The sequence below is a fragment of the Amycolatopsis sp. TRM77291 genome (genome assembly GCF_054166285.1).
Genome location: NZ_JBSZHF010000001.1, coordinates 5,464,778 through 5,486,280 on the forward strand (window position 1 = coordinate 5,464,778; position 21,503 = coordinate 5,486,280).

18 protein-coding genes and 1 pseudogene are annotated in these 21,503 nt (G+C 62.8%); 8 read left to right on the forward strand and 11 right to left on the reverse strand.

Going from position 1 to position 21,503, the window contains the following annotated elements:
- Positions 1-155 precede the first annotated feature (155 nt).
- Complete coding sequence (locus tag ACXIZN_RS25260) at positions 156-1,232, forward strand: 3,4-dihydroxy-2-butanone-4-phosphate synthase (protein ID WP_457957224.1); 1,077 nt, start codon at positions 156-158, stop codon at positions 1,230-1,232.
- A 71-nt stretch (positions 1,233-1,303) separates the two neighbouring features.
- On the opposite strand, the gene ACXIZN_RS25265 is transcribed toward ACXIZN_RS25260, so the two are convergent.
- From ACXIZN_RS25265 to ACXIZN_RS25295, 7 genes are all read right to left on the reverse strand, one after another.
- Positions 1,304-2,920, reverse strand: a complete 1,617-nt coding sequence (locus ACXIZN_RS25265) for an ATP-dependent acyl-CoA ligase (protein ID WP_457957225.1) — start codon at positions 2,918-2,920, stop codon at positions 1,304-1,306.
- A gap of 325 nt (positions 2,921-3,245) precedes the next feature.
- On the reverse strand, positions 3,246-4,382 hold the full coding sequence (locus ACXIZN_RS25270; protein ID WP_457957226.1) for a thiolase family protein: 1,137 nt from the start codon (positions 4,380-4,382) through the stop codon (positions 3,246-3,248).
- Positions 4,383-4,494: 112 nt separating this feature from the next.
- Positions 4,495-4,941: an OsmC family peroxiredoxin gene (locus ACXIZN_RS25275; RefSeq protein ID WP_457957227.1), complete on the reverse strand. Its 447-nt coding sequence runs from the start codon at positions 4,939-4,941 to the stop codon at positions 4,495-4,497.
- Complete coding sequence (locus tag ACXIZN_RS25280) at positions 4,941-5,747, reverse strand: aspartate/glutamate racemase family protein (RefSeq protein WP_457957228.1); 807 nt, start codon at positions 5,745-5,747, stop codon at positions 4,941-4,943. Before ACXIZN_RS25280 ends, ACXIZN_RS25275 begins: the two co-directional genes overlap by 1 nt.
- A 737-nt stretch (positions 5,748-6,484) precedes the next feature.
- On the reverse strand, positions 6,485-7,669 hold the full coding sequence (locus tag ACXIZN_RS25285) for a flavin reductase (RefSeq protein ID WP_457957229.1): 1,185 nt from the start codon (positions 7,667-7,669) through the stop codon (positions 6,485-6,487).
- A 218-nt stretch (positions 7,670-7,887) separates the two neighbouring features.
- Positions 7,888-9,096, reverse strand: coding sequence for a cytochrome P450 (locus ACXIZN_RS25290; protein WP_457957230.1), 1,209 nt, complete (start codon positions 9,094-9,096; stop codon positions 7,888-7,890).
- A 180-nt stretch (positions 9,097-9,276) separates the two neighbouring features.
- Entirely contained in the window at positions 9,277-10,236 is a 960-nt protein-coding gene (locus tag ACXIZN_RS25295; RefSeq protein ID WP_457957231.1) for a PDR/VanB family oxidoreductase, read from the reverse strand.
- A gap of 186 nt (positions 10,237-10,422) precedes the next feature.
- On the opposite strand from ACXIZN_RS25295, the gene ACXIZN_RS25300 reads away from it, so the two are divergent.
- Both ACXIZN_RS25300 and ACXIZN_RS25305 read left to right on the forward strand, forming a co-directional pair.
- Entirely contained in the window at positions 10,423-10,905 is a 483-nt protein-coding gene (locus ACXIZN_RS25300; RefSeq protein ID WP_457957232.1) for a hypothetical protein, read from the forward strand.
- Between the two features lie 395 nt (positions 10,906-11,300).
- Positions 11,301-11,864 carry a TetR/AcrR family transcriptional regulator gene (locus ACXIZN_RS25305; RefSeq protein WP_457957233.1) on the forward strand — a complete coding sequence of 188 codons (564 nt, stop codon included), beginning with the start codon at positions 11,301-11,303 and terminating at the stop codon, positions 11,862-11,864.
- Here the strand turns inward: ACXIZN_RS25305 and ACXIZN_RS25310 are convergent.
- Positions 11,764-12,681, reverse strand: a complete 918-nt coding sequence (locus ACXIZN_RS25310) for an IclR family transcriptional regulator (protein ID WP_457957234.1) — start codon at positions 12,679-12,681, stop codon at positions 11,764-11,766. The genes ACXIZN_RS25305 and ACXIZN_RS25310 overlap by 101 nt on opposite strands.
- A gap of 260 nt (positions 12,682-12,941) precedes the next feature.
- On the opposite strand from ACXIZN_RS25310, the gene ACXIZN_RS25315 reads away from it, so the two are divergent.
- Together ACXIZN_RS25315 and ACXIZN_RS25320 are read left to right on the forward strand one after the other, a co-directional pair.
- A complete protein-coding gene (locus ACXIZN_RS25315) occupies positions 12,942-14,030 on the forward strand; it encodes an S-(hydroxymethyl)mycothiol dehydrogenase (RefSeq protein ID WP_457957235.1) in 1,089 nt (362 codons plus the stop codon).
- Positions 14,027-14,653 (forward strand): MBL fold metallo-hydrolase, encoded by a 627-nt coding sequence (locus ACXIZN_RS25320; protein ID WP_457957236.1) that lies wholly within the window; start codon positions 14,027-14,029, stop codon positions 14,651-14,653. The genes ACXIZN_RS25315 and ACXIZN_RS25320 overlap by 4 nt, the downstream gene beginning before the upstream one ends.
- A 388-nt stretch (positions 14,654-15,041) precedes the next feature.
- Here the strand turns inward: ACXIZN_RS25320 and ACXIZN_RS25325 are convergent, their stop codons facing one another.
- Positions 15,042-15,305 (reverse strand): Lrp/AsnC ligand binding domain-containing protein, encoded by a 264-nt coding sequence (locus ACXIZN_RS25325; RefSeq protein WP_457957237.1) that lies wholly within the window; start codon positions 15,303-15,305, stop codon positions 15,042-15,044.
- A 1,698-nt stretch (positions 15,306-17,003) separates the two neighbouring features.
- Here ACXIZN_RS25325 and ACXIZN_RS25330 point away from each other — a divergent pair.
- The 3 genes from ACXIZN_RS25330 to ACXIZN_RS25340 all read left to right on the forward strand — a co-directional run bounded on the left by ACXIZN_RS25330 (position 17,004) and on the right by ACXIZN_RS25340 (position 20,180).
- Complete coding sequence (locus tag ACXIZN_RS25330) at positions 17,004-17,606, forward strand: GPP34 family phosphoprotein (protein ID WP_457957238.1); 603 nt, start codon at positions 17,004-17,006, stop codon at positions 17,604-17,606.
- 62 nt (positions 17,607-17,668) lie between these two features.
- Positions 17,669-19,276, forward strand: coding sequence for an APC family permease (locus ACXIZN_RS25335; RefSeq protein WP_457957239.1), 1,608 nt, complete (start codon positions 17,669-17,671; stop codon positions 19,274-19,276).
- 271 nt (positions 19,277-19,547) lie between these two features.
- The gene (locus ACXIZN_RS25340; RefSeq protein ID WP_457957240.1) at positions 19,548-20,180 is read left to right on the forward strand and encodes a response regulator transcription factor; all 633 of its coding nucleotides are present in this window, start codon (positions 19,548-19,550) and stop codon (positions 20,178-20,180) included.
- A gap of 55 nt (positions 20,181-20,235) precedes the next feature.
- Here ACXIZN_RS25340 and ACXIZN_RS25345 read toward each other — a convergent pair whose 3' ends face one another.
- A complete protein-coding gene (locus tag ACXIZN_RS25345; protein WP_457960595.1) occupies positions 20,236-20,511 on the reverse strand; it encodes an integrase core domain-containing protein in 276 nt (91 codons plus the stop codon).
- Positions 20,501-20,854: pseudogene (locus ACXIZN_RS25350) on the reverse strand (DDE-type integrase/transposase/recombinase); the annotation flags it as partial. The gene ACXIZN_RS25345 and the pseudogene ACXIZN_RS25350, both read right to left, overlap by 11 nt.
- Between the last annotated feature and the right edge of the window lie 649 nt (positions 20,855-21,503).

Sequence of the window (21,503 nt, forward strand, 5' to 3'; positions counted from 1 at the left end):
ATCGAGGACGTCGACGGGGATGTCCCCAGTGCCGAAAGCAGCTGGCTTCCAGCACTACTTCGTGACGTGACATCGGCAACGCCCTGATTGATCAGTTCAAGAGGCGCGTTGCGGTGGGTCAGATGTTCCTCAAGCGAAAGTAGATTGGCACCGAGATGATCGAACTGGACCAGGTTCGCGACGCCATAGCTGCCGTCGCGGCGGGCAAAGCCGTGGTGGTCGTCGACGACGAGCGGGACAAGGGCGACCTCGTCTTCGCAGCCGAATGTGCCGACCCGACACTCATGGCTTTCATGGTGCGGCATACGTCCGGCTTCGTCTGTGTGGCTTTGGACGCCGCAGATTGCGAGCGCCTGGATTTACCTTCGATGTACCACCACGGTGACCGCTACCGCGTGACTGTGGATCTGCGTGACACCGGTACAGGGATTTCAGCTGCAGCCCGGGCGCGGACCGCCGCAGCCCTGGCGGACGCTACCTCCTCGTCGGAGGACTTCTCACGGCCAGGGCACGTGGTGCCACTGCGGGCTTCCCCCCGCGGAGTAATGGACCGGGCGGACCAGCCGGAGGCGGCGGTCGACCTCGCTCAGCTCGCAGGTTTGCGGCCGGCGGCGGTGATGTGCACGATCGTGTCGGAGACGCACCCGGGTGAGCTGGCTCGTCGCGAAGAACTGGCGTCTTTTGCCGAACTCCACAAGCTCGCAACGGTTTCGATCGCCGACCTGGTCACTTACCGACGTCGCACCGAACCATTGGTGATTCGCATTGCGCTGTCCAAGCTCTCCACCACGCATGGAGAACTGTCCGTCGGCAGGTTCACCGGCATACTCGACGGGACCGAGCACCTTGCTCTCTTCGCTGGCGCCCCGGGACCGGCTGTCCCTGTGTACGTACAAAACGAGTGCCTCAGTGGGAATGTGGTCGGACCGATCGCCTGCACTTGTGCGGCCTCCTTCCATGAGTGCCTCGCGAGCTTCGCGGAAGCGGGCTGCGGCATCGCCGTCTACACTCGCCTGACCGGTCATCGGCTCCACTGTGACGGGTTCACAGAGAGTGACCGGACCAAGGCCCATGAGGTCGCTGCGGCTATCCTGTCCGACCTTGGCGCAACGTCGCTTCGCCTGCTCAACGACGATGCTGGTCTCCGTGAGGTCCTGTATTCCCGCGGGCTACGCCTCGTAGGACACGAAGGCCTGCGTCAGCACACACCGGTATCTGTGGTCGCGCAATAGCGCGAGCACAGGTACCGGTGTGCACATCAAGAACGACTCCAGACTGCTGACCTCGCCCGGTGATCGCCTCATCAACCAGATCGGGCGGATCGATTCACGATGAGGCCGGCTTCTTGCCGGTCCCAGAGGCCGTCCGTGCCTCGCTGACGCAGGGCTTCCTTGCGTACCTTGCCATTGGCTGTAGTCGGAAGCTCTTCGACAAAGCCGATGAACCGAGGGATTGCGAAGTACGCAAGCCGCGGTTCACACCACCGAATCAGGTCTCCGGGCTCGACCGTGCTGCCCCGGGCAAGGACCACGGCAGCCGCGACCTCGTCCTCCCCGAGTTCGGACGGCAGCGCGTAGGCGGCCACGACGTCGACACCGTCGTGAGCCAGCAGTACTTGTTCGACCTCGAAGGACGAGATGTTCTCTCCTCGCCGCCTGATCGCGTCCTTGAGGCGGTCCACGAACCGGAACCAGCCGTCTTCCGATCGGACCACGGCATCGCCGGTGTGGAACCAGAGGTTGCGCCAGGCCTCCACGGTCTTCGCCGGCTCCGCGTGATACCCGGAAGCGAACGCGAACGGCTCGTCCGCGCGCAACAGCAGTTCGCCTGGAGTTCCGTCTGAAACCGGGACGTCGAACTCGTCGACCACTCGCGCCGAGAAGCCGGTTCGTACCAGTCCCATCCATCCTGGACGCTGTTCTCCTGGAGGTGCACCGATACAGCCGTTGGTCTCCGTGGATCCATACCCCTCAACCAAGGTGAAACCGAATCGGCTTCGGAACTTCTCCAGCAGGGGCGCGGGTACCCCCGGAGCCAGCGCGATCCGCACTCGGTGCGCTGTCTCAGCCGCGTTAGCCGGTGTCGCGCACAGGATGTTCACAATCGCACCGAGCAGGTAGGTCACCGTAGCCCGTGATTCCACGAGTCGTTCCCAGTGCTTGGACGCGGAGAATCTTGGGCCGACGTACAGGGTGGCACCGCTGATCATGGCCTGCATAAACGCCGCCAGGGCGTTGGTGTGGAATAGAGGAAGGCACGTGTACAAGATGTCCCGCTCATTGATCTCGAGACTCTCCGACACGAGAACGCCCCACCAGTAGAACTGCGCCTGAGGGCACTCGACTCCCTTGGCCGGACCTGTCGTACCCGAGGTGTACAGGATGACGCTCGTGGTGTCAGGCCGTACCTGTGCCGCCGGGATCGGGTCGTCCAGTGGCGGCGGCACAACCACCTTATACGCGGAAGGCGCATCTACCGGAATCCCGTCGAGCGCCCACACTTCGTGCAGCTCGGGCGGCGGGGGCACATCTGCGAGTACACCGACCAACGCCGAGTCCATGATGAGCAGTTTGCTGCCCGAGTTCGTCAACTGGTGGCTCAGGGCCGGGCCGCGCAGTGCGGTATTCAGCGGCACCGCCACTGCGCCAAGCCACGCACAGGCGAGCGTGACGTCGAGAATCTCAAGACGGTTCTCACACATCAGGGCTACCCGGTCCCCTGCTCCGACACCTGCCGTGAGCAAAGTGCCAGCGGTCGCGGCGACGACCTCCGCCATCTCGATGTAAGAACGCTCAACGTCATCGGTTCGGACGAGCGTCTTGTCTCCAAAACGCGCGGCCTGGCGCTGCAACAGAGCAGGCAGCGTCTGCTCTGTAACCGGCAGGCCCCGTAGACCCGCCGCGGGCATACCGTCGATCACTGTAGTTCCCTTCGTCATGCGTGATCCGAATCGGGAAGGTAGAGCGCTCCCGGTACGCCGTCACACCTACTCAGCGACACCCAGTCGCCGCGGGCCATCCCTTCGTCGGCACGCGCGACAAGCACCAAGTCCTCTCCGGTGCGCACTGTCGCCAGCCGGACACCCGTGGAGGGAGCAGTCGTGATCTCTTCGATTCGCCCGTGCGTCGCTTTGACAGGACGGAACTCGGTGCTTCCACATACTGGGCAGATCAGGGGCTGGGGGAACGAGGCGTGGTCGCGGTCGCATCGCCAGACCGTGACGCCGTAGTCGACAGGGTTGGTCATCAGGCCGCCTCCAGAACGACCGCGTTCGCGCATGCACCGTAGCGGTAGAGCACCATTCCGTAACCGGTTACCAGCGCATGCCGGGCACCACCTACCTGCCGCTCGCCTGCACCATCCTGAAGTTGGGTCACAGCCTCGACGAGGAAGTGCAGTCCTCCCCCGGCGCCGGCCTGCCCAGCCGACAATTGCCCGCCCGAGGTATTCAGCGGCCAGCGGTCGACCGCGAGTCGGTGGTGGAGAAACCGATGCAAATCGCCGTCGGGAATACACCCGAGATCGGCCAGCTGGGCGAGCACCATCACCGGATAGTCGTCGTAGACCATGGCAAGATCCAGATCTTCCGGCCCGAACCCAGCACCGTTCCAGAGCCGGTCTCTGATCTCGGCGTGGCCAGTGTGTAGTCCATCACCGTTCTGCTGGTCCGCGTTGTGCGCGGACTCCAGAGCCAATACTCGCACCGGCGGAAGATCTTGCGTACTTTCAGCGCGCATGACGACGAGTGCATCAGCACCGGTTACCACCGGTACGCAGTCGTAGCGGCACAACGGATCGAACACGACCGGAGCGTGCCGGTGGTCTTCCACAGTCAGCGGAGTGCGATACACCGCCTTCGGGTTGAGCGAAGCCCATTGTCTCTGAGCCACCGCGATCTGGGCGTAATCCTCGATCTTCAGGCCAGTCGCCCGCATGTGCCGCTGGGTGAGCATGGCAAACAACGCGTTGGGGCCGCCGAAACGAAGGGGGGCCAGGTGGTCACGCATTGCGCGGTTGTAGTTGTCGGTTAGCGCCGCGAAATCCGACGGTCCGAAGTGGTCACCGGCGACGAGGACAATACAGTCTGCGTCGCCGTGCTCGACTGCGCGCAGCGCGTGTTGCAGCATGTTCACTCCGCTGGCCCCGCCGTGGGGGTCCTGCATCAGCCACCGCGGCCGCAAACCCATCCGCCAGGCCAGGTCGATCGTGTGGTCCGGTTGGAGCAGAAAGCTGCTCACCCCGATACCGTCGACCGCATCTAGCGGGACACCCACCGCGTCGATAGCCCCGAGCACCGCTTGCGCCAGCACCTTCGACGTACTCGTTTCGGTGGCGTGCCGCCGGTATGGCACCTCATAACCGCCTGCAATCACTGCTGTCATGAGTGAGCCTCTCGAACCTTGCTGTGGTTCATCCGTCCTTGCTCGCGAACGATCTTGTGAAAGGCCGCGCCGCGCGCAAGACGCCGCAACCAGTGCGGCGCGGTGGGCTGGTTCATACCACGATCGCCTTGGTGACCACGACCTCGCCTTCCGCCTTGATCAATGCCGAAAATGGGCATCGCTGATCAGCACTTTCGACCAGTTCGTCGAACCGCGCCTGTTCAATAGGCTCGTCGAAACTGCCCGCGATCGTCAGCTCGCTTTTCGTGATGCGGCGTCCACGACTGGTCAGCGCCAGCGTCACCGTCGCACGCACGTCAAGGCTCGCCGGAGGTGATCCGGCCGAGGTCAGCTCACTAGACAGCGCCATCGCGAAACATCCGGCGTGTGCGGAGGCGAGCAACTCCTCGGGATCGGTCAATGAAGACGTAGCGGCGGTCCTGCCGGCAAACGTGTAACGGAGATCGAGAAAAGCCCCACTGTCGCCTGAGATCGTTCCCTCCCCGGTGCTGACCGGGCCACTCCACTGCGCCAACGCGGAACGCTTGATACCAGCCATTACGATGTACCTTTCTTCAGAACCGACTCGGTGGAGCCCAACGGCCGCACCGAGTCGATGATCTCTTTGAGCACTCCCGGCTCCGGGAGCGCGAAGCTGCCTGAACGGCCAGGGCGAAGGCCGCTGTCCTTGCCCAGGCGACACCACATTTCCGCCTGCAGCACTGCCACGCCGACCGGGTCGAGCAATGTCGCGTCGCCCAGATCCAGGTGCGCAACGCCCTGCAGCAACAGGGCTGGAAGCCCGCCGGCCGGGATGATGACGTCAGCTCCGCGGTCGATTAGGCGCTGAGCACGGTCCCGGAACTGCGACACCACCAGCTCGCGAGTCTCGCTGTCGCCCTGGAAGGCGGCGAAATAGGTCTCGGCCGAGGTGTCCATGGCCTCGACACCGGCGAACTTCCCGTCCAAGCGATACGCTCGCACCTGATCGCGGTGCCATGCAGCAAACCCTCGGTTGATCGTCACCAGGCCAAACGTGTCACCCAGCATCATGGCCTGATGCATGGCAGCCTCGCCGAGGCCAACGACCGGGATCTCACAAGCCGCACGCAGCTCGTGCACCCCGCCGTCTTGGAAATGCCCCACCACGATCGCGTCGTAGCCATGCTCAACGACCTCCAGGGTCTGAGCGAGAACTTGGTACGCGCAGCGCAGTTCGGACAGCCTGTGCACGTAGCGGTCGGGAGGAAACAGCCCACCCATCTCGATCGTGGTGTCAGGACCAGCCACTTGTTGCAGCCGTGACAACATCGCCGCGTGATACTCGGTCCCAGGCGCGGTGTAGCTCTGCCAGAGAATCCGCACTTCTCCTCCTACCGATAGGGTCGATGGGGCTGGTTAGCGGGCCAGGTTCACTCACGTACGTGGCACCGACGACCTCGTCGGGCGCACAGGAACCCTCGTGCACACCGTCTCGTCGATCCGACCACCAAGGGCAGTCACCGGAGTGCGCACAGACCACTCAGCTCTCGCCGCGCAGTGGACGCACCCTTCGAGACTGTCGCTCACTCGCCCACGATCGGCAGCTCATCGGTATACGCCATCCCTGTTCCTCCATCGCCGCGCATACAACGCGAACATTTACAAGATCGATGACCGTGCCCCACAGGACAAACGACGGGACCGGTCAGCGGACCAGGTTGGCAACCGTTCAACGGACCACAGGGGGCTACCTGATGGTTGAGCAACCGCACTCCAGCTGCTCTGCCTTTATCGCTGACGCACCAGTGACAATAGCCATGTCCGGCGTCCTGACAGGGTTCGGTGATCAGAACACTAGACTGTCAGCGCAGGACCCTTGCACAAATAGCGGAAAATAGACTCGCAGGTCTACCTGGCTGACTGGCGCCCTATTCCCGTCACAGCTCGACTCCGGCGCCGGCCAGCCCAACCGGCCATCTGATGGACTGGCCATTCATAACCTAGCTAGCTCCCTACCTACTAGCAAGCCTCATTGACGAGACCAATAGTGGCCCTGATTGTTATCAATTGACAGTGCCCACCTCGATAGCCGTGACCGCGTACGACGCAAGGGTTCTCCGCTACGGAATCCGGGGATAATACTCCTTCGGAGGGACGCCGCCCATCATACGTGTAAGTTCAGCACTGCAGTTCAATGTCTCGCGAAGGATTCGCCGATAACGTTCCGCCCCGGCTTTCGGGCCGAAGCCGCTGACGACTAGTTCCAGCTCAATTGTTCCGTCAACACCAAAGACCGGAGCTTGAATGACCGTCGCGTCGTTCTCCGGCTGATCGCTGTGCATAAACTTGCGGTACTCGTCTACCAGGGATCCCCACAAGGTAGCGAACGCGTCGCGGTCAGCGTCGGGTGCACCCACGACAGCGTCGAAGTGATCGCTCATGACTTGTCCGAATGACACTCCATAGCCTTGCCGTCGGACAATACCAAGGGTCTCGTTGAGCAGGCTTTCGTCCACCGCCCCCGACAAGTCCCGCGCGTTCTCCATCCACAGCGAACGCCGTTCCTCACCGGACCAGGCACAGAAACCTGGAGCCATCGGGGCAGCGAAGGGAAAGGACATTCCCAATTGCGGCGACCTAACGTTCGCCGCGGTCAGCACAACGACGGAGTCGCCCGCCAGACTAGCGAGAACACACTCGACGTCGAGACTTTCGGCCAGTTCTTCAACGGCATGACTTAGCCCGGCAGCCAGTCTTAGCCGGCCACCGACCTGCCCGACATTGAATTCCAATCGGGGAATCGTGAAGGAACCATATCCCCCGCGGAGGAAGATGAGCGGCATACCAGTTCCGCTCCCACCGATGCCTAGGTTATCGACCTCGCCCATCACGAAGCGATGGTCCCCAGCTGGGGAAACATGCGAAATAGTGGCGTCAAACCAGGCGACGGCGTCGCGCAGCACTGGGATACCTCGTTCGTCGTAGTCCCAGTCCCCTTCGGCGAAACGCTCTGCACCGGACGAGGAAAAAAATCGTCGGCAAAGGTCTTCATGGGAAGCGCCGAGTACCGAAGCACGAAATCGCCCCGCTTGCTGGATGTGCGGGAAGGTCGTCGAACTGAGCGCGGGGAAAAAGCCGACCAACGGAGGGTCCTGCGACACCGAGGTGAAGGTCCCGACCACCATGCCGACCGGACCACCAGACTCGTTGACCGAGGTCACGATAGTAACGCCCGTCGGGTATTGGCCGAAAGCAACACGCCACCGCGACTTACCTTCCTCGCGCCGCTTCTCGATCACAGTCATTGCCCATTCCTTTCAGCGATTACGAGGAGAGCAATCCAGTCCTGGTCTCCCATATCACAGTCGGGCGAGCCGACGACCACAAAACCGCCTGCCTGGCCCACCTGATCCGCCTAGTGCAACTACCCAACGGCGTGTCGGCGTACGCGTAGTGGACGGTGTCATCTGACACGAGACTTGAAGGACGAACTCTCATACCGACAGGGTGATACGCGCGTGGGTCACGCGTCCCAGAGCACAGGGAGGTCCCGCAGGCCTCGCAACATGAAACCCGTCGCGACCGGCTCTCGGTCCGGGTCGAGACGTAATCCGGGAAGATTGTCGATAACTTCCCGAAGTACGATGGCATTCAAGTGGCGCGCCAGCGCGTGGCCTGAGCAATGATGCAGTCCGTAACCAAAGCTAGCATTGTCCTTCTTTGCCCTGAAGATGTCGAATTTCTCCGGGTTTTCGAAACGGGATTCATCGTAGTTCGCTGACGCTATCAGCAAAAGAAACTCCGTTCCAGGCGGAAAGGTCATCCCCCGAATTGTGATCTCCTTGGTAGCCACCTTTTCAGACTGAGCGAGTGGAGCCAACCAGCGCAGTCCCTCCTGAATCGCGGCGGGGAGCAGCTTGTCGGGTTCGGCTTTGACCGCTTCGAACTGGTCTAGGTTGAGCAAGAGACCATAGAGCGACGCGGCCATCGCATGCCCCGGTTCCTGAAAGCCTCCCGTGATCAGGACCCGGAGTGTGCCGATGAGATCGTCAAAAGCACGGGGTGAGCGTCCTTCGAGTCCACCGTGGATCATGTGGGACAGCAGGCTGTCGTCGGGTTCGGCCGTCAGTTCGGAGATCCTGGCCCGGAAGAACCCGTCACTGTCCGCTATGGTCAACCGCGCTTTCCGCTTCCACTCCTCATCATCGAAGACGTCACCGAGGGAACCCGCCAGCGCGTGAAACCAGTCCTGACGACGGTCATCGTCAACGCCTTCCAACCCCATGACGTCACCGACGATGGCAACACTGACCTTTTCGAGAAGGTCCTGCACCGCGTTCGCCTTGCCAAGCGGCTTCAGCTTGTCGATATACCGGCGTACCGCCGGGCGGATGATCCCGTCGGTGTAGTTGGATACCATTCGGGGTCGCAGCGGCGGATCGACAGCACGGTGCAAGTCTTTGTGCGCGTCACCGTGCAATGATAAGATGCTGGGCCCGAAATGGGGCTCGGTGATTTTCGACGGCAACATGCTCGTGTCGTTTCCGAGTGTGAAGCAGTCATCCCACAGCGCCACGAACCACTGGTCGTACGGCTCAAAGTATGCGATCGGACACTCTTCACGCATGCGCTTGAGGAAAGGATAGGGATCGCGGTCCATTTGCTCGAAGGTGAGATCCGCCAGGAACGTTCGGGGGTCGACCTGAGTCCCAGCGTCTTTGTTGAGAATCATCTTCTGCTCCTGCTCACTATTTCGTGCTCGAGAACCGGACTTTTGACTGGCGGTCTCGTCGACGGCGGTGATGCTGGCGGGGTACTGGTCTGGACATCCGCCGCAGCAATGTGTATGCGCTGATTAATCGTGCGCGCGTTCGGCTGAGCTTGATTTCCATCGCCTACGCGTGTCGGTAATTCAGTACAGCTCGATCACGAGCTTTTCCGAAAGTGCACGCGAGACGCAGATTGCGATCTCCTTGCCGGATTCTCGGTCTGCGGCAGAAAGGCAGGTGTCGCGGTGGTCAGCGACCCCCTCGACTATCCCCGATACGCAGGAACCGCAGAGACCTTGCTGGCAAGACTTGAAGACCTCGATGCCGTTCTCCTCGAGCACGGACAAAATGGAACGATCAGGTGGGATCTCGAAGACTTCTCCCGTTTTGAGTTCTACTGTGAACGCCTCGTCGCGGGAGGTGTCAATCTCCTCGGGTGTGAAGTGCTCGACGTGGATGTGGCCGGGATCCACGACGGTCGTGAACACACTAGACACTTGGTCCATAAACCCAGTGGGACCACACGTGTAGACGTGGCTGTCGGTAGTAAGTGTGGACGCCAGCGGGGTGAGGACCGCCGCGTGCTCGGTGCGTGGCTTGCCAATGTGGAGCCTGACACGGTCGCGGAACTCTGCCCGGTTCTCCAGCAGGTCCGCGAACGCAAGCTCGTCGCGCGACCGCACGAAGTAGTGTAATTCGAATTCCGCGCCGCAGCTGTGTAGTTCATAGGCCATGCTCAGCAACGGCGTTACGCCGATACCACCAGCCACCAGCAGATGTCTGTCAGCCTCTTCGGCGACCGTGAACTGGTTGCGCGGCGTGCCGATCCTCAGGTGCTCACCAACCCCGATTTCGTGCAGCGCGGCCGAACCGCCGCGTGACGACGTATCGCGCTTGACCGCGATGACAAGAGACGACGGATCAGTGGGATCGCTGGCAAGCGAGTACTGCCGCAGGACTCCCGTCGGACCCGTGACGTCGATATGAGCCCCCGCACGAAATGGCGGGAACGGAGCACCGTCGAGTTGGCGCAACCGAAGAGAGCGGATATCGAACGCCTCATCGACGATGTCAGCCACCTCAACAACGAATGTGTCGTTCATAGCCGGCACCCGGCGGCTGATACCACGTTGACCTTGTCGGTTGAGGAAGCCAGACCAGGCCAGTTGGCGTCGTCGAGACCCGCCTCCCGGTCACGACACCGGTGGGTACGCACTTCCGCTTCGTGGCAGTCCAGCTCGATAGCGGGGGCTATGACAGATTCGGCGATCGGGAAGATCTCAACGCCCGTGACCACATCAGACAACACTCATCATCTCCTTCCAATTGACCTGCGCCACATGCATGCCAAGAGCTTGTCCGCGCTCGTGGCGACAACCCCCGCCATCCACGTCGTGTACCCGTCGATTCGGCCGACCCTCGGGGCCAATGCGACGAAGTCGTGCGGCGACATGCCGTCACCACCGGGCGGCATGTCTCACAGTGGCGGCGTCCTCGATGGCCTTCGAGACAACGGCAGTACTGAGGTCTTCGGTCATGTGGTCCTCCTGGTGATCTGGCTGGATCACTGGACGTGGCACCAGAAAATCGGTGTGCGTCCCCCAGTCGTCGATGCGGGCCCGCCAGTGGCATCTTCAGATGCCCTGATCCAGCGAGAATCGCAGAGGCGGATGGATCGCGGAACGCCGCGGTTCGTTGAGCGGACCCCCGCGACGAAGCGGCTGGCTCTGCGGTTTCTGAGTGATTATCACACCGCCGCAGGCGGTCAGTAACCTAGACGCCGCCTCTAGGTAGGTGGTGATCCCACGCCGGATGGTCCCGACCAGGGCGCGGTTAGGTCGACTACGCAGCCCCGCGCGAACAGGCCCCTCTGCAGACACATTCGCAACCGCGCAAGCCCGCTGGGATCATCTCAAATGAGGCGCACGCGTGGATTTTGACCTGCCAGTATGGGATTGGCCGGGTAAAGAGCATATCCGTTTAGGCTCCCCGCCAGAAGACGGAACCAACATGTTGTCCGGCGCCTTCCCGGAGAAGGCCTGCTGTTAGCGGATTGCCGAGCTACGTGTGTTTCGGTCAGCAGACCAGTTGGCCATCCTTGGTCCCTTCCCTGTGCTTGCCAGCTATGCTTCAGTGGGACGTGTTGCTTGACAACAAAGGGGGACGGGTGAACACACCTCAGCCAGACCAAATGTCGACCCGTGAGCGTCTACTTCAGGCGGTGATCGAAATTGCCGGGCGCGAGGGCCAGCATATGGTCACCTACCGATCTGTCGCTGCCCGGGCGAAGGTCGCCCACGGCCTCGTCCGACACTATTTCGGTACCCGCGACGCAATGCTCGCCGAAGCGTTGCGTCAGGCGGCGAATCAAGATATCAGCGCGGCCAATCTCGCTGTCGCCACCGTTGACGACTTTGCCAGGGGCACCGTTGAAGCCCTAGGCTCGGACATGACGCTGCAACTGTTGCAGTACGACTTGATACTCAACGCCATCCGCGGCGGGGACAAGCAAGCGGCGTTCGACATTTATGGCAGGTACATCAGCGAAGTCGCTCGCACACTCCGCAATGTCGGAATTGATGACCCCGGCGGCGAGTGGGCCACACTAATTCTCTCTGTGCTCGATAGCCTCATCCTGCAGCACGCGTTGTACGACTCGCCGGAGCGTACGGAGGCGATCCTGGCGCGGCTGCGGGAGCTGCTCGGCCTGCTCGCGAACCGATCCATGTAGTATCCGGGCTCCCGGCAACCGCCGAACCGGTAAGCACTTCTCGACCGACAGCACGCGCGATGGCCGCGGCGGTAGCGCGCAGTTCCGGCAGTAGATGGCGCACACTCAGCCGCCGCACGGACTCGGTCGCCGACACTGCGGCGTAAACCACTCCATCCACGCTGGCCACGGGGACTGCAAGGCTGCTAAACCCGGGCCTCGTCTCCTCGACCTCGAGAGCGTATCCGCGTGCCCGGATAGTGCACAACTGCTGATCGAGCTCTTCAAGAGAAGCCACCGTCCGGGTGGTGAAACGGGTCAGCGGGGTCTTGGCCAATCGTGTTCGTTGAGCGTCCCCCTCAGGACTCGTCGCGAGAAGCACCTTTCCCGTCGCTGTACAGGTAGCTGGCAGCCTCCCGCCAACCCAGGAGTGTCCATGGATGCTGGCTTCACCGGCGATCTTCTCCAGGTACAGCACATGACCGCCGTCCAGTACCGCAAGGTGGATCGTTGCCCGGGTAGCAGTAAACAGGTCGGTGAGCACCGGACGGGCGATTCCCCGCAGCACCGCCGAGGCAGGCACCCGCTGGCCGAGTTCGAAGATCCGCAGGCCGAGTTGATACGCGTCACCGCACCGGTCCAGCAGGCCCCACTGCACCATCTCCTGCGCGAGGCGGTACACCGAGGCTTTCGACACTCCGGAACGTCGGCTGAGCTCGGTCAGCTTCAGCTGGTAAGCGCCGGATTCGAAGGCGTTCAGGAGGAGCTGCACCTTACCGAGAACCGAACTAGGACTGGCCGCTTCCTCATGCTGCCCCACTGTCATCTGCGACGCCATCGAGCCTCCTCACAACGGTGTGAACCAGACCACTGATTATCCACTTGGATAATCAGTATGTCCAGTTCAAGGTAGCGCAGTTCACCCAGCGGACCGGCTGCTTCCTCTCGTTCCGGTTGCGGTGCATCGTCGATGCCGATCCGCTGATCCCGACGTGCCGGTGACCTGTGGGCATGCCTCGGTGACGTCCGGGTCTGGGCGGGCGGGCGCGATCTCCGGCTGATTCAGGCGGTCCGGACTACATGTACAGGAGAGGCACCATGTCGCAGAAGGTGCGCGGAGTCGTCGCATCGGCCAAGGGTAAGCCGGTCAGCGTCGAGACCATCGTCATCCCGGACCCGGGGCCAGGAGAGGCCGTGGTGCGGATTCAGGCATGCGGGGTGTGCCACACCGATCTGCACTATCGGGAGGGCGGGATCAACAGCGAGTTCCCGTTCCTCCTCGGGCACGAGGCTGCGGGGATCGTAGAGTCTGTTGGTGACGGGGTCAGCGACGTGGAGCCGGGTGACTACGTCATCCTCAACTGGCGGGCGGTGTGCGGACACTGCCGCGCCTGCCGCAAGGGCAAGCCGCAATACTGCTTCGACACCCACAATGCCACCCAGAAGATGACGTTGCTTTCGGGAGAGGAGTTGAGCCCAGCGCTGGGCATCGGCGCCTTCGCCGAGAAGACGCTGGTCGCCGCAGGGCAGTGCACCAAGGTCGATCGCCGGGCCCGGCCGCAGGTCGCCGGGTTACTCGGGTGCGGGGTGATGGCTGGGATCGGAGCCGCAGTCAACACCGGTCAGGTCAGTCGCGGGGACACGGTCGCGGTCATCGGCTGCGGAGGCGTCGGCGCGGCAGCGATCGCCGGCGCACGGCTGGCGGGGGCGAGCACCATCGTCGCCGTAGACCGTGACTGGCGCCAGCTCAAGAAGGTCAAGGAGTTCGGCGCCACGCATGTCGTAGACGCACGCGAGCTAGACCCAGTCGAAGCTATCCGGCGCTACACCGGCGGTTACGGCGCCGACGTGGTGATCGACGCGGTCGGCCGCCCGGAGACCTGGAAGCAGGCATTCCGTGCCCGCGATCTGGCCGGCACCGTGGTTCTGGTCGGCGTGCCAACGCCCGAGATGACAGCACCGGACCTGCCGTTCCACGAGTACTTCTCCCGCGGCGGAGCGCTGAAGTCCTCCTGGTACGGCGATTGCCTACCCTCGCGCGACTTCCCTGCCCTGATCGACCTCTACCTGCGGGGCTTACTGCCACTGGATCGGTTCGTCACGGAGGAGGTCGCGCTCGATGACGTCGAAGCCGCCTTCGCCAGGATGCGCGCCGGGGGCGTGCTGCGGTCGGTGGTGGTCCTGTGAGCCCGATCGAGCAACTGCTCACTGCCGGCACCTTCTCGTTGGACGGCGGAACCTGGGAGGTGGAGAACAACGTTTGGCTCGTGGGCGACGAACGCGAGGTACTGCTCATCGATCCCGCGCACGACGCCGCGGCGGTCGCCAAGCAGGTCGCAGACCGCCGAGTGGTGGCGATTGTCTGCACACATGCGCACGATGACCACATCAACCAAGCGCCGGCGCTCGCGGACACTTTCGGTGCTCCGATCCTGGTCCACCCCGACGAAGCCCCGCTTTGGAAACTGACCCACCCAGATCGCCTGCCGGACCGCGAACTTCACCACCGAGACGTGCTTTCTGCGGGTGGCGTCGACCTGCGAGTGCTGGTCACACCGGGACATTCGCCCGGCTCGGTCTGCCTGCACGCTCCCGAACTCAGGACCGTGTTTTCGGGCGACACTCTCTTCCACGGAGGGCCCGGGGCCACCGGACGGTCCTATTCGGACTTCGGCGTTATCATCGAATCGATCCGGAGCGGCCTGCTCGTATTGCCGCCCGAGACCACCGTCTGCACCGGGCATGGCGAACAGACCTCGATCGGGAGAGAGGCGCCGGATCTCCACAACTGGATCAGCCGGGGCTTCTGAGCCGTTCCGACCAGGGTGTATTCCAAGGTCACACATCGAGACACCGTCATCGCCGCCGCTGCCGGACCACGGTCAGGCAGCGGCGGCCACCGTTGTCATCGCGTTCCCGCCGTCAGGCGAGAGACGTGCGGGGACCCGTCGACCGACGGGCGCGAGCTGGGCCGGGACGACGAGCCCGGCGTGGGCGAGCGAATGGGCGGTGTTCTGGTCACAGCAGGGATTCCGTCGACGAGCAATGGACGTCGCCGACAGTGTCGAACGTGCCAGTGCGCCGGCACCCGGCACGTTCCGAGCGGGAGCACGGCGGCCTACGGCGGGGTGGCCACGACCGCGAACCCGCCGCTGCCGGCGACGCGATGCCGCGGACGGCTCCGATTCAGTCTGGAGGTTATCGAGCGGCGTGAAGCTCCTGAGCCAGTACACCGCTGCGTTTCATAGCGGTGATCACGAGCGTGGTGTCAACCGCGGTCGCTTTGAGAAGAGCCTGCGACCGGGTGACGAATTCGTGTAGCCCTGTCCTGCTCGAGACGATCACATCGGCGATGAGCTGGTACTCGCCCATGATGGCGACGGCGTATCGCACGCTGGAGTGACAGATGAGCGATTCACCGATCTCGTCGACGTTGCCAGGAGAAGCCTTGATCCAGAGCACGGCTTCGCCCGGAAGCCGACGTGCTGAGGGTCGATGACAGCCCGGATGGTCAACTTGCCTTCGCGACGCAGCGTCTCGACACGTCGTCAGGCGGTCATCTCCGAAACGCCGATCGTTCTACTCGTTCGGAGGCTGGATGCATCTCTGATCGGCGAAACCCATGCCTACGGATCTGACGGGATGCACTCCTTCACTCGCACCAAGACCATCACCAGCCGCTGACCTCGGCTTCCCCCAAACTGAGCGACCAAGACACGGATCGTGGACGTCCAGTCGACCGAAACCACCACCCACCGAACCAACCGCAACGTACCCCGGACCAACGACGGAATCGCCCGTTGCGCCTCAACTGGATCGGCGTCACCGTGTCGTACACGTTCTGCAAGCATTAGCACCATCGACTTGCCGGGCAGCGTGGGCGGTGCGACCAAGCATGCAACAGTAGGATCCCAGAATCTGCGTGCCGATGCTGCACTCGGTGGTGCGGTCACCGTAAACGACCGCACCACCGAGGGATCAGGAATTTACTCGCTTGGCGATCAACGCCAGCTCGCCATCTCCAGTAGCGGCGCAGTGAACGAGACCTTTGTCCGTAGCTTGATGAATACAAGAGCGAATACGACGCGGACAACCAAGACTGCCGCCTACTCCGCCAGCATCCCAGCCGTCACGGCACCGCGATCGCGGCACCAGCGCCGAGCACGTACTGAGCGGCACCCCTTGACCGCGGCCGCAGTTCCTGCTCCTTCGTCCACAGCGTTCATCCACATGCTCATCAATGCCGGTCGCATGCTAGTGCGAACACGATCATCCCGGTGACTACAGCCCCAACGGCGGTCCAAGCCAGATTGCCGCGAACACCAGTGCTCGCCCGACGATCATCGCAGTAAATCCTGTCACAACCAGCGCTGTCGAGGTCAGTCCAGTGGCTGCAGGTTGGCCACGAGCGCCGCCGATGAACGCTCCGATAGCGACGTGCCATCGTGGCCGTGGTACCCACCTTTGACGGCGGTGGGCCGCACCGTAGCTGACGAGACTGTGGTAATGCTCAAATGAACCCTCAGAAAAACCCCTATCCATATAGGGAAATTTCTGATTACCTTTCGGACAAGGCCGCACCTACTCTCGGCGGGCAACCAGACAAGGAGGTCCGCCAGTTGTTGATCCGTTCGACGAGGCGGCCTCTGGTAGGCCCCAGCCCTGCGGAAGAAGCGGGCCTTGATGCGATATCAACACGCCATGCTGCCGCAGCGGGGTCGGTTCGTGCGCAGTAACGTCGCAGGGCACATCGCAGCGGAGAAGGCCTTTGTGCGGAGTGGCACCCAGCCCGGCACCGACACAGTATTCGTGGTCAACGACTCCACGGCGACCAGCTCGAGATCTCAGCTCAGGCCGTGCCCGGCAATCAAGGGTTCGTTTCCGAAGGTGCGATCCGACATCGTGCGAGCACCGGCAGACACGTAGCGACACAGTCGCCGCACACCCGTACGCAAAGAATTCCCCGCGAAGGACGATCCGATGACCCCGGCCCCAGACCCGACGACCGGCAGAGCCCGAAGCACTCTCCCACCGCTGGTACGACGTCCCTATGTCGCCCCCTCCCCCCCACCACCTGCAGCACCCGGGACGCGGACGTCCTTGCGTGCCCAGTCACGACAATCCCTGGCGCGCCATGCCACCTCGCAGAACCTGGCGGATATGGTTCTCACCGCCACCTACTGCCGGGACATGTTCCGGTCAGCCGTCCATGACCCGGGCCGGATCGCCCGCGTGCTCAGCTGCATGTTGCTTGCCGAACTGGTCGAGGCAGAGCAACTCCGGATCACGCCAGATGGACTTGTCTACCCTCGTGGCCATACTCCCGGCCGCGACACGGCTGTGAATGAGATTCTCCTGGACATGCGACGGGAACCAGTTCCGCATCCGGCGGACAAATGGCTGGACTACCTGGCTTTGCAGGGGCGCGCGACCGCGCTCGTGTGGCAGCGGCTGGTCGCCGCCGGCGACGCCCACACCGAAAAGGCCCGCTGGCCGCGACGAGCACCCACCGTCACCTTGACCGGAATGCAACCCACCGACTGGGCCCGCCGGTTTCTGATCACGGCGTCCACAATGGATTCAACACTACCATTGGCCGCGGCGCTTCTATGGCGCGCTCTGGAAGCGCTGGTCTTGGAAGAGGAGATCGGGCTTCCCACCACTGCTATCGACCGCCTGGCCGCCACGCTGTTGCCCACAGACATGACGGCTTTGTTCGCCGCACTCGACCGGTCCCTGACTCGGCTGTCCACCCAGCTCTGACTCGTCTGTCCGGCTGCGATACGGCTGAGACACCGCGCCTCATCTTTGTCCCGGAGCACGTCATGCACAGCAGGCCGCACCTTTCCCCGGCTGCTCCCGCCAAGTCCCGAGTGGACACGGCGCTGGCAGCAGCCAAATTATCCGACTGGTCCATTACCACCCGGGCCATTGCCGCCACAACGCCGATGGCCATAGTCGGCGGAGTCATCCCGTCGGGGATCGCCGCGACCGGCGGTAATGCCTTCCCTATCCTCTTTGTGGCGATCGCATTCGTGTTCGGTTTGTTTTCGGTCAGTTACCTCGCGGCATCCCGGCGGCTCCCGCCGGCGGACGCCAGCGGCGGGTTCTACAGCCTTGTCAGCCGCGGCCTCGGTCGCCCGGCAGGCGTCGGAGCGGGATGGATCGCAATCGTCACCTACACGGCGCTGACGATCGGTCTATACGGAGTGATCGGCAGCATCGTAACCCCACTACTATCGGACCTGTTCGCTGTTGAAATCCCGTGGCAACTGATCGCCGTCGTCACCGTCCTTCTCGTCGGCGCTTCAGGGCTCGCGAATATCGCGGCCAGCACACGTGTGGTCGTGATTCTCGTGTCATGCGAACTCCTGGTGATCATCGCCGTTACTATCGCCAACTGGTTCAATCCCACGCCTGGTCACCAGGAACTCAGCTCTCTGGACCCACGGCTACTAATGGGCGCGGTCGCGGTCACCATCGCTCGTCTCGCGCTCGGAATGCTCGGTTACGTCGGAGCCGAACTGACTGTCGTGCACACGCAGGATGCCCGATGGGGATATCACGGTGTCGCCCGTGCCACCCTCTCCGTCATCACGATCCTCACCCTGCTCTACGTATTCTGCTCCGCAGGCCTTACTATCACTCTTGGCCCAGAGGGTGTGACCGACGCCGCGAGATCAGACCCGAGCGGGCTATTCGTTGCTACCGCACAGAGCAACCTCGGAACCATCCCCGCAATCATCGTACAGATCATCTATGCCACCAGCCTTTTGGCCGGGGCGATACCATTCCACGGCGCGACATCTCGATACGCATACTTCCTCGGCCGCAACCGCACCGCTCCTGCCGCCCTCGGCAAGCAAAGTCGCGGCTACGGCACCCCGATCGTCGCTTCCGTGTCCCAAACTGTTCTAGCACTCGTCGCCATCACGGTCGTATCCGCGTTCAGTGCTGACCCTGTACAGGTTCTTTTCTACATCGGCGGCAGCGCTGGCGCCGTCGGAATCCTTCTCCTGCTAGCGATGTCCGCGCTGTCCACGGTGATCATTTTTCTTCGACCCAGCGATCATGAAGCCTCATCGAGTGGTTGGATCGTCGCTGCGGCTCTAGCCTCTACTGTCCTGCTCGGAGGGCTGGTCAGCACGGTTCTGGCCAACCTCGGCATTCTGTTGGGTGTCCCCGAGGAGTCGGGCGTTCCGAACATCGTGCGCATCAGCTACCTCGTGGTATTCGCCCTGGGAGCCGCGAGGGCCTTGTGGCTGCGTCAGCGCCGACCCGACGCCTACGTGGTCATCGGCACGGCCAAACCCGTACGCCATGCCACGTCCCACACCGTCCCGACAAACTCCGCGATGGATGGCGGGACCGCTGAGCGGACCGACTCGTGGCGCCGAATCGGTCGTATCCACGATCGTCGGGATCGGCCCTAGGTGCTGCAGACGAGGAGGACTGCCAGGATGAGCGATCGCCGGGCACCGGGGGATGACTTCGTTGTGGTCGGGCAGCCCCTGGGCCGCGCGGCACGCGAGGCTGTCGGCACGCTCAACTGTTCACACTTCGTTGTCGGCGCCCGCGAGCAGGCCTCAGGCTCCGATGCCAATGGCTCTGCAAGGTTCCTTCGCCGTAAGGTTCCGCCCATCCCTGTTTCAATGAAGTCGTAACTCCACTAGCTGTGCCCGGACCCGATGTCGAGAAACAGCCATGAACAGACACGTCCCACCCGCATCGAACGCCGTCGTCCACATCATCGACGATGACGAGGACGTGCTGCGGTCGCTCGTGTTGCTTCTGCGCAGCGTTGGGCTTATCGCGTTGACCTATCCAGACGCTATGAGCTTTCTCACCGAGTTCGACCCCGCCGAGCCGGCGGTCGTGATCGTCGACGTACGCATACCTGGGCTCAGCGGTTTCCAGCTCCAGGAGCGATTGTTGGAGCGTGAGTACCCCGCCCCGATCATTTTCTGCTCTGCGCACGGGAACGTTCCGATGTCAGTGCGCGCAATGCGAGCCGGCGCAGTGGACTTCTTGGAGAAGCCGTACGACCCGCAAGGCATGCTGGAGGTCGTCCAAGCACAGATCGCCGCGGCGCCGCAGATCTTCGCCTCGTGCGTCAAGCGCAGACTTGTACGGGAACAATTGAGCTCCCTGACCGCACGGGAGCGTGAAGTTCTCCGGCTCATCATCGATGGGCTCCCGCGCCAACGAATCGCGCGATGCCTCGGCACGAGCGTCAAGACCGTCGATGTTCATCGAGATAGGATCAGGACCAAGACTGAGACCGAAAACCTTGGGACCCTCGTCCGTGACATCTTGTCTTACCAAATCACCTTCTAGCATGAGATGGCTCCGGGCACCCTGAACCGTCACGGCTAAGGGAGCGGCTTTGGTGTCAGACCAACGCCGGGCGGCGTGGCGGTTGTTGAACGTAGTGGGTGTTCTTGTATTCGACCAGGGCGAGATAGTCCAGGTGGGAATGTAGGCGGTCGTTGTTGTACCAGTCGGCCCATCCCATCACCGCGTACTCGGCCTCGGGCAGGGTGGTGAACGGGCCGTGCCGGTTGACCAGTTCGGTCTTGAACAATCCGATGATCGACTCCGCAGTGCGTTGTCGTGCGCGTCGCCAATTGATCCGATGGACACCGAAAGCCCTTGGAGTGCAAGGGATTCAGTGATGACAACTGGGTGTACTGGCTTCCGGCATCTCTGTGGTGGATCAACCCTGGCTCGACGGGATGTCCGTGGTGATCGCGCCGCCAGGGCGCCATGTTCAGCGCCTTGGACACCAGAGCGGTCGTCTTCGTGGTGGCCGCAGTCCATCCGACGATGGCGCGGGAGTAGACATCGAGTACAAACGCGGCATAAGCCCATCCGGTGTGTGTCGGCACGTAAGTGAAGTCCGCCACCCACGCCAGGTTCGGGCCATCGGCGTTGAAGTCCCGGTTGAGCCGGTCACCAGCTCGCACACCCTCTTTGGCGCGGATCATGGTCGCGGTGGACGGCCCCCGCATCACGCCACATAGGCTCAGATCTCGCACGTTGCGATCGACGGTGCAGAACGCCACCTCGTGGCCTTGGCGGCGCCAGCCAGCGGGTTATTTTCCGTCGACCGTAGACCGCCTCGGGCGTGTCCTGCGTATCCTGCAGGGCGTCGGTCAGGTAAGCGTCGGCGATAGCCCGCTCCGACGGCGGTCGGCGGCGAGCCTTTGCGATAGGTTCTGGGTTCGATCTGGTTCCCGCGCAGAGCACACGGCAGATCGACTCGACACCGTAGACCTGGCGATACTCGTCGATGAATCCGACGATCAGGGGTATGGTGGGCCGAGTTCCCGCGCGAAAAGCCGACGCCAGTTTCAGGATTTCGTTGGCCTACTACAGTTCTTTGTTCCCCTAACGCAGCCAGCCCACCTGCCGCCGCGACGGGTGGCGTGTCCTGCTCGGCCTTGACGCTCCACACGCGCAATGTTTCCGGATGCATGTCAACCATCGGCCCGATGGCGTGCGCAGTGGCGGAGGCGGGTCCGTACTCGTCCAGGCGATCCAGGGCCAGACGGACAGCCTTCTCCCGAACCTCGGGCGGGTAGCGCTTAGGCATAGTGGCCATCATCCTCACACAAGGAAGCGGCCCCCAATCCATGCCGGTTCAACGAGCGTAGGCCC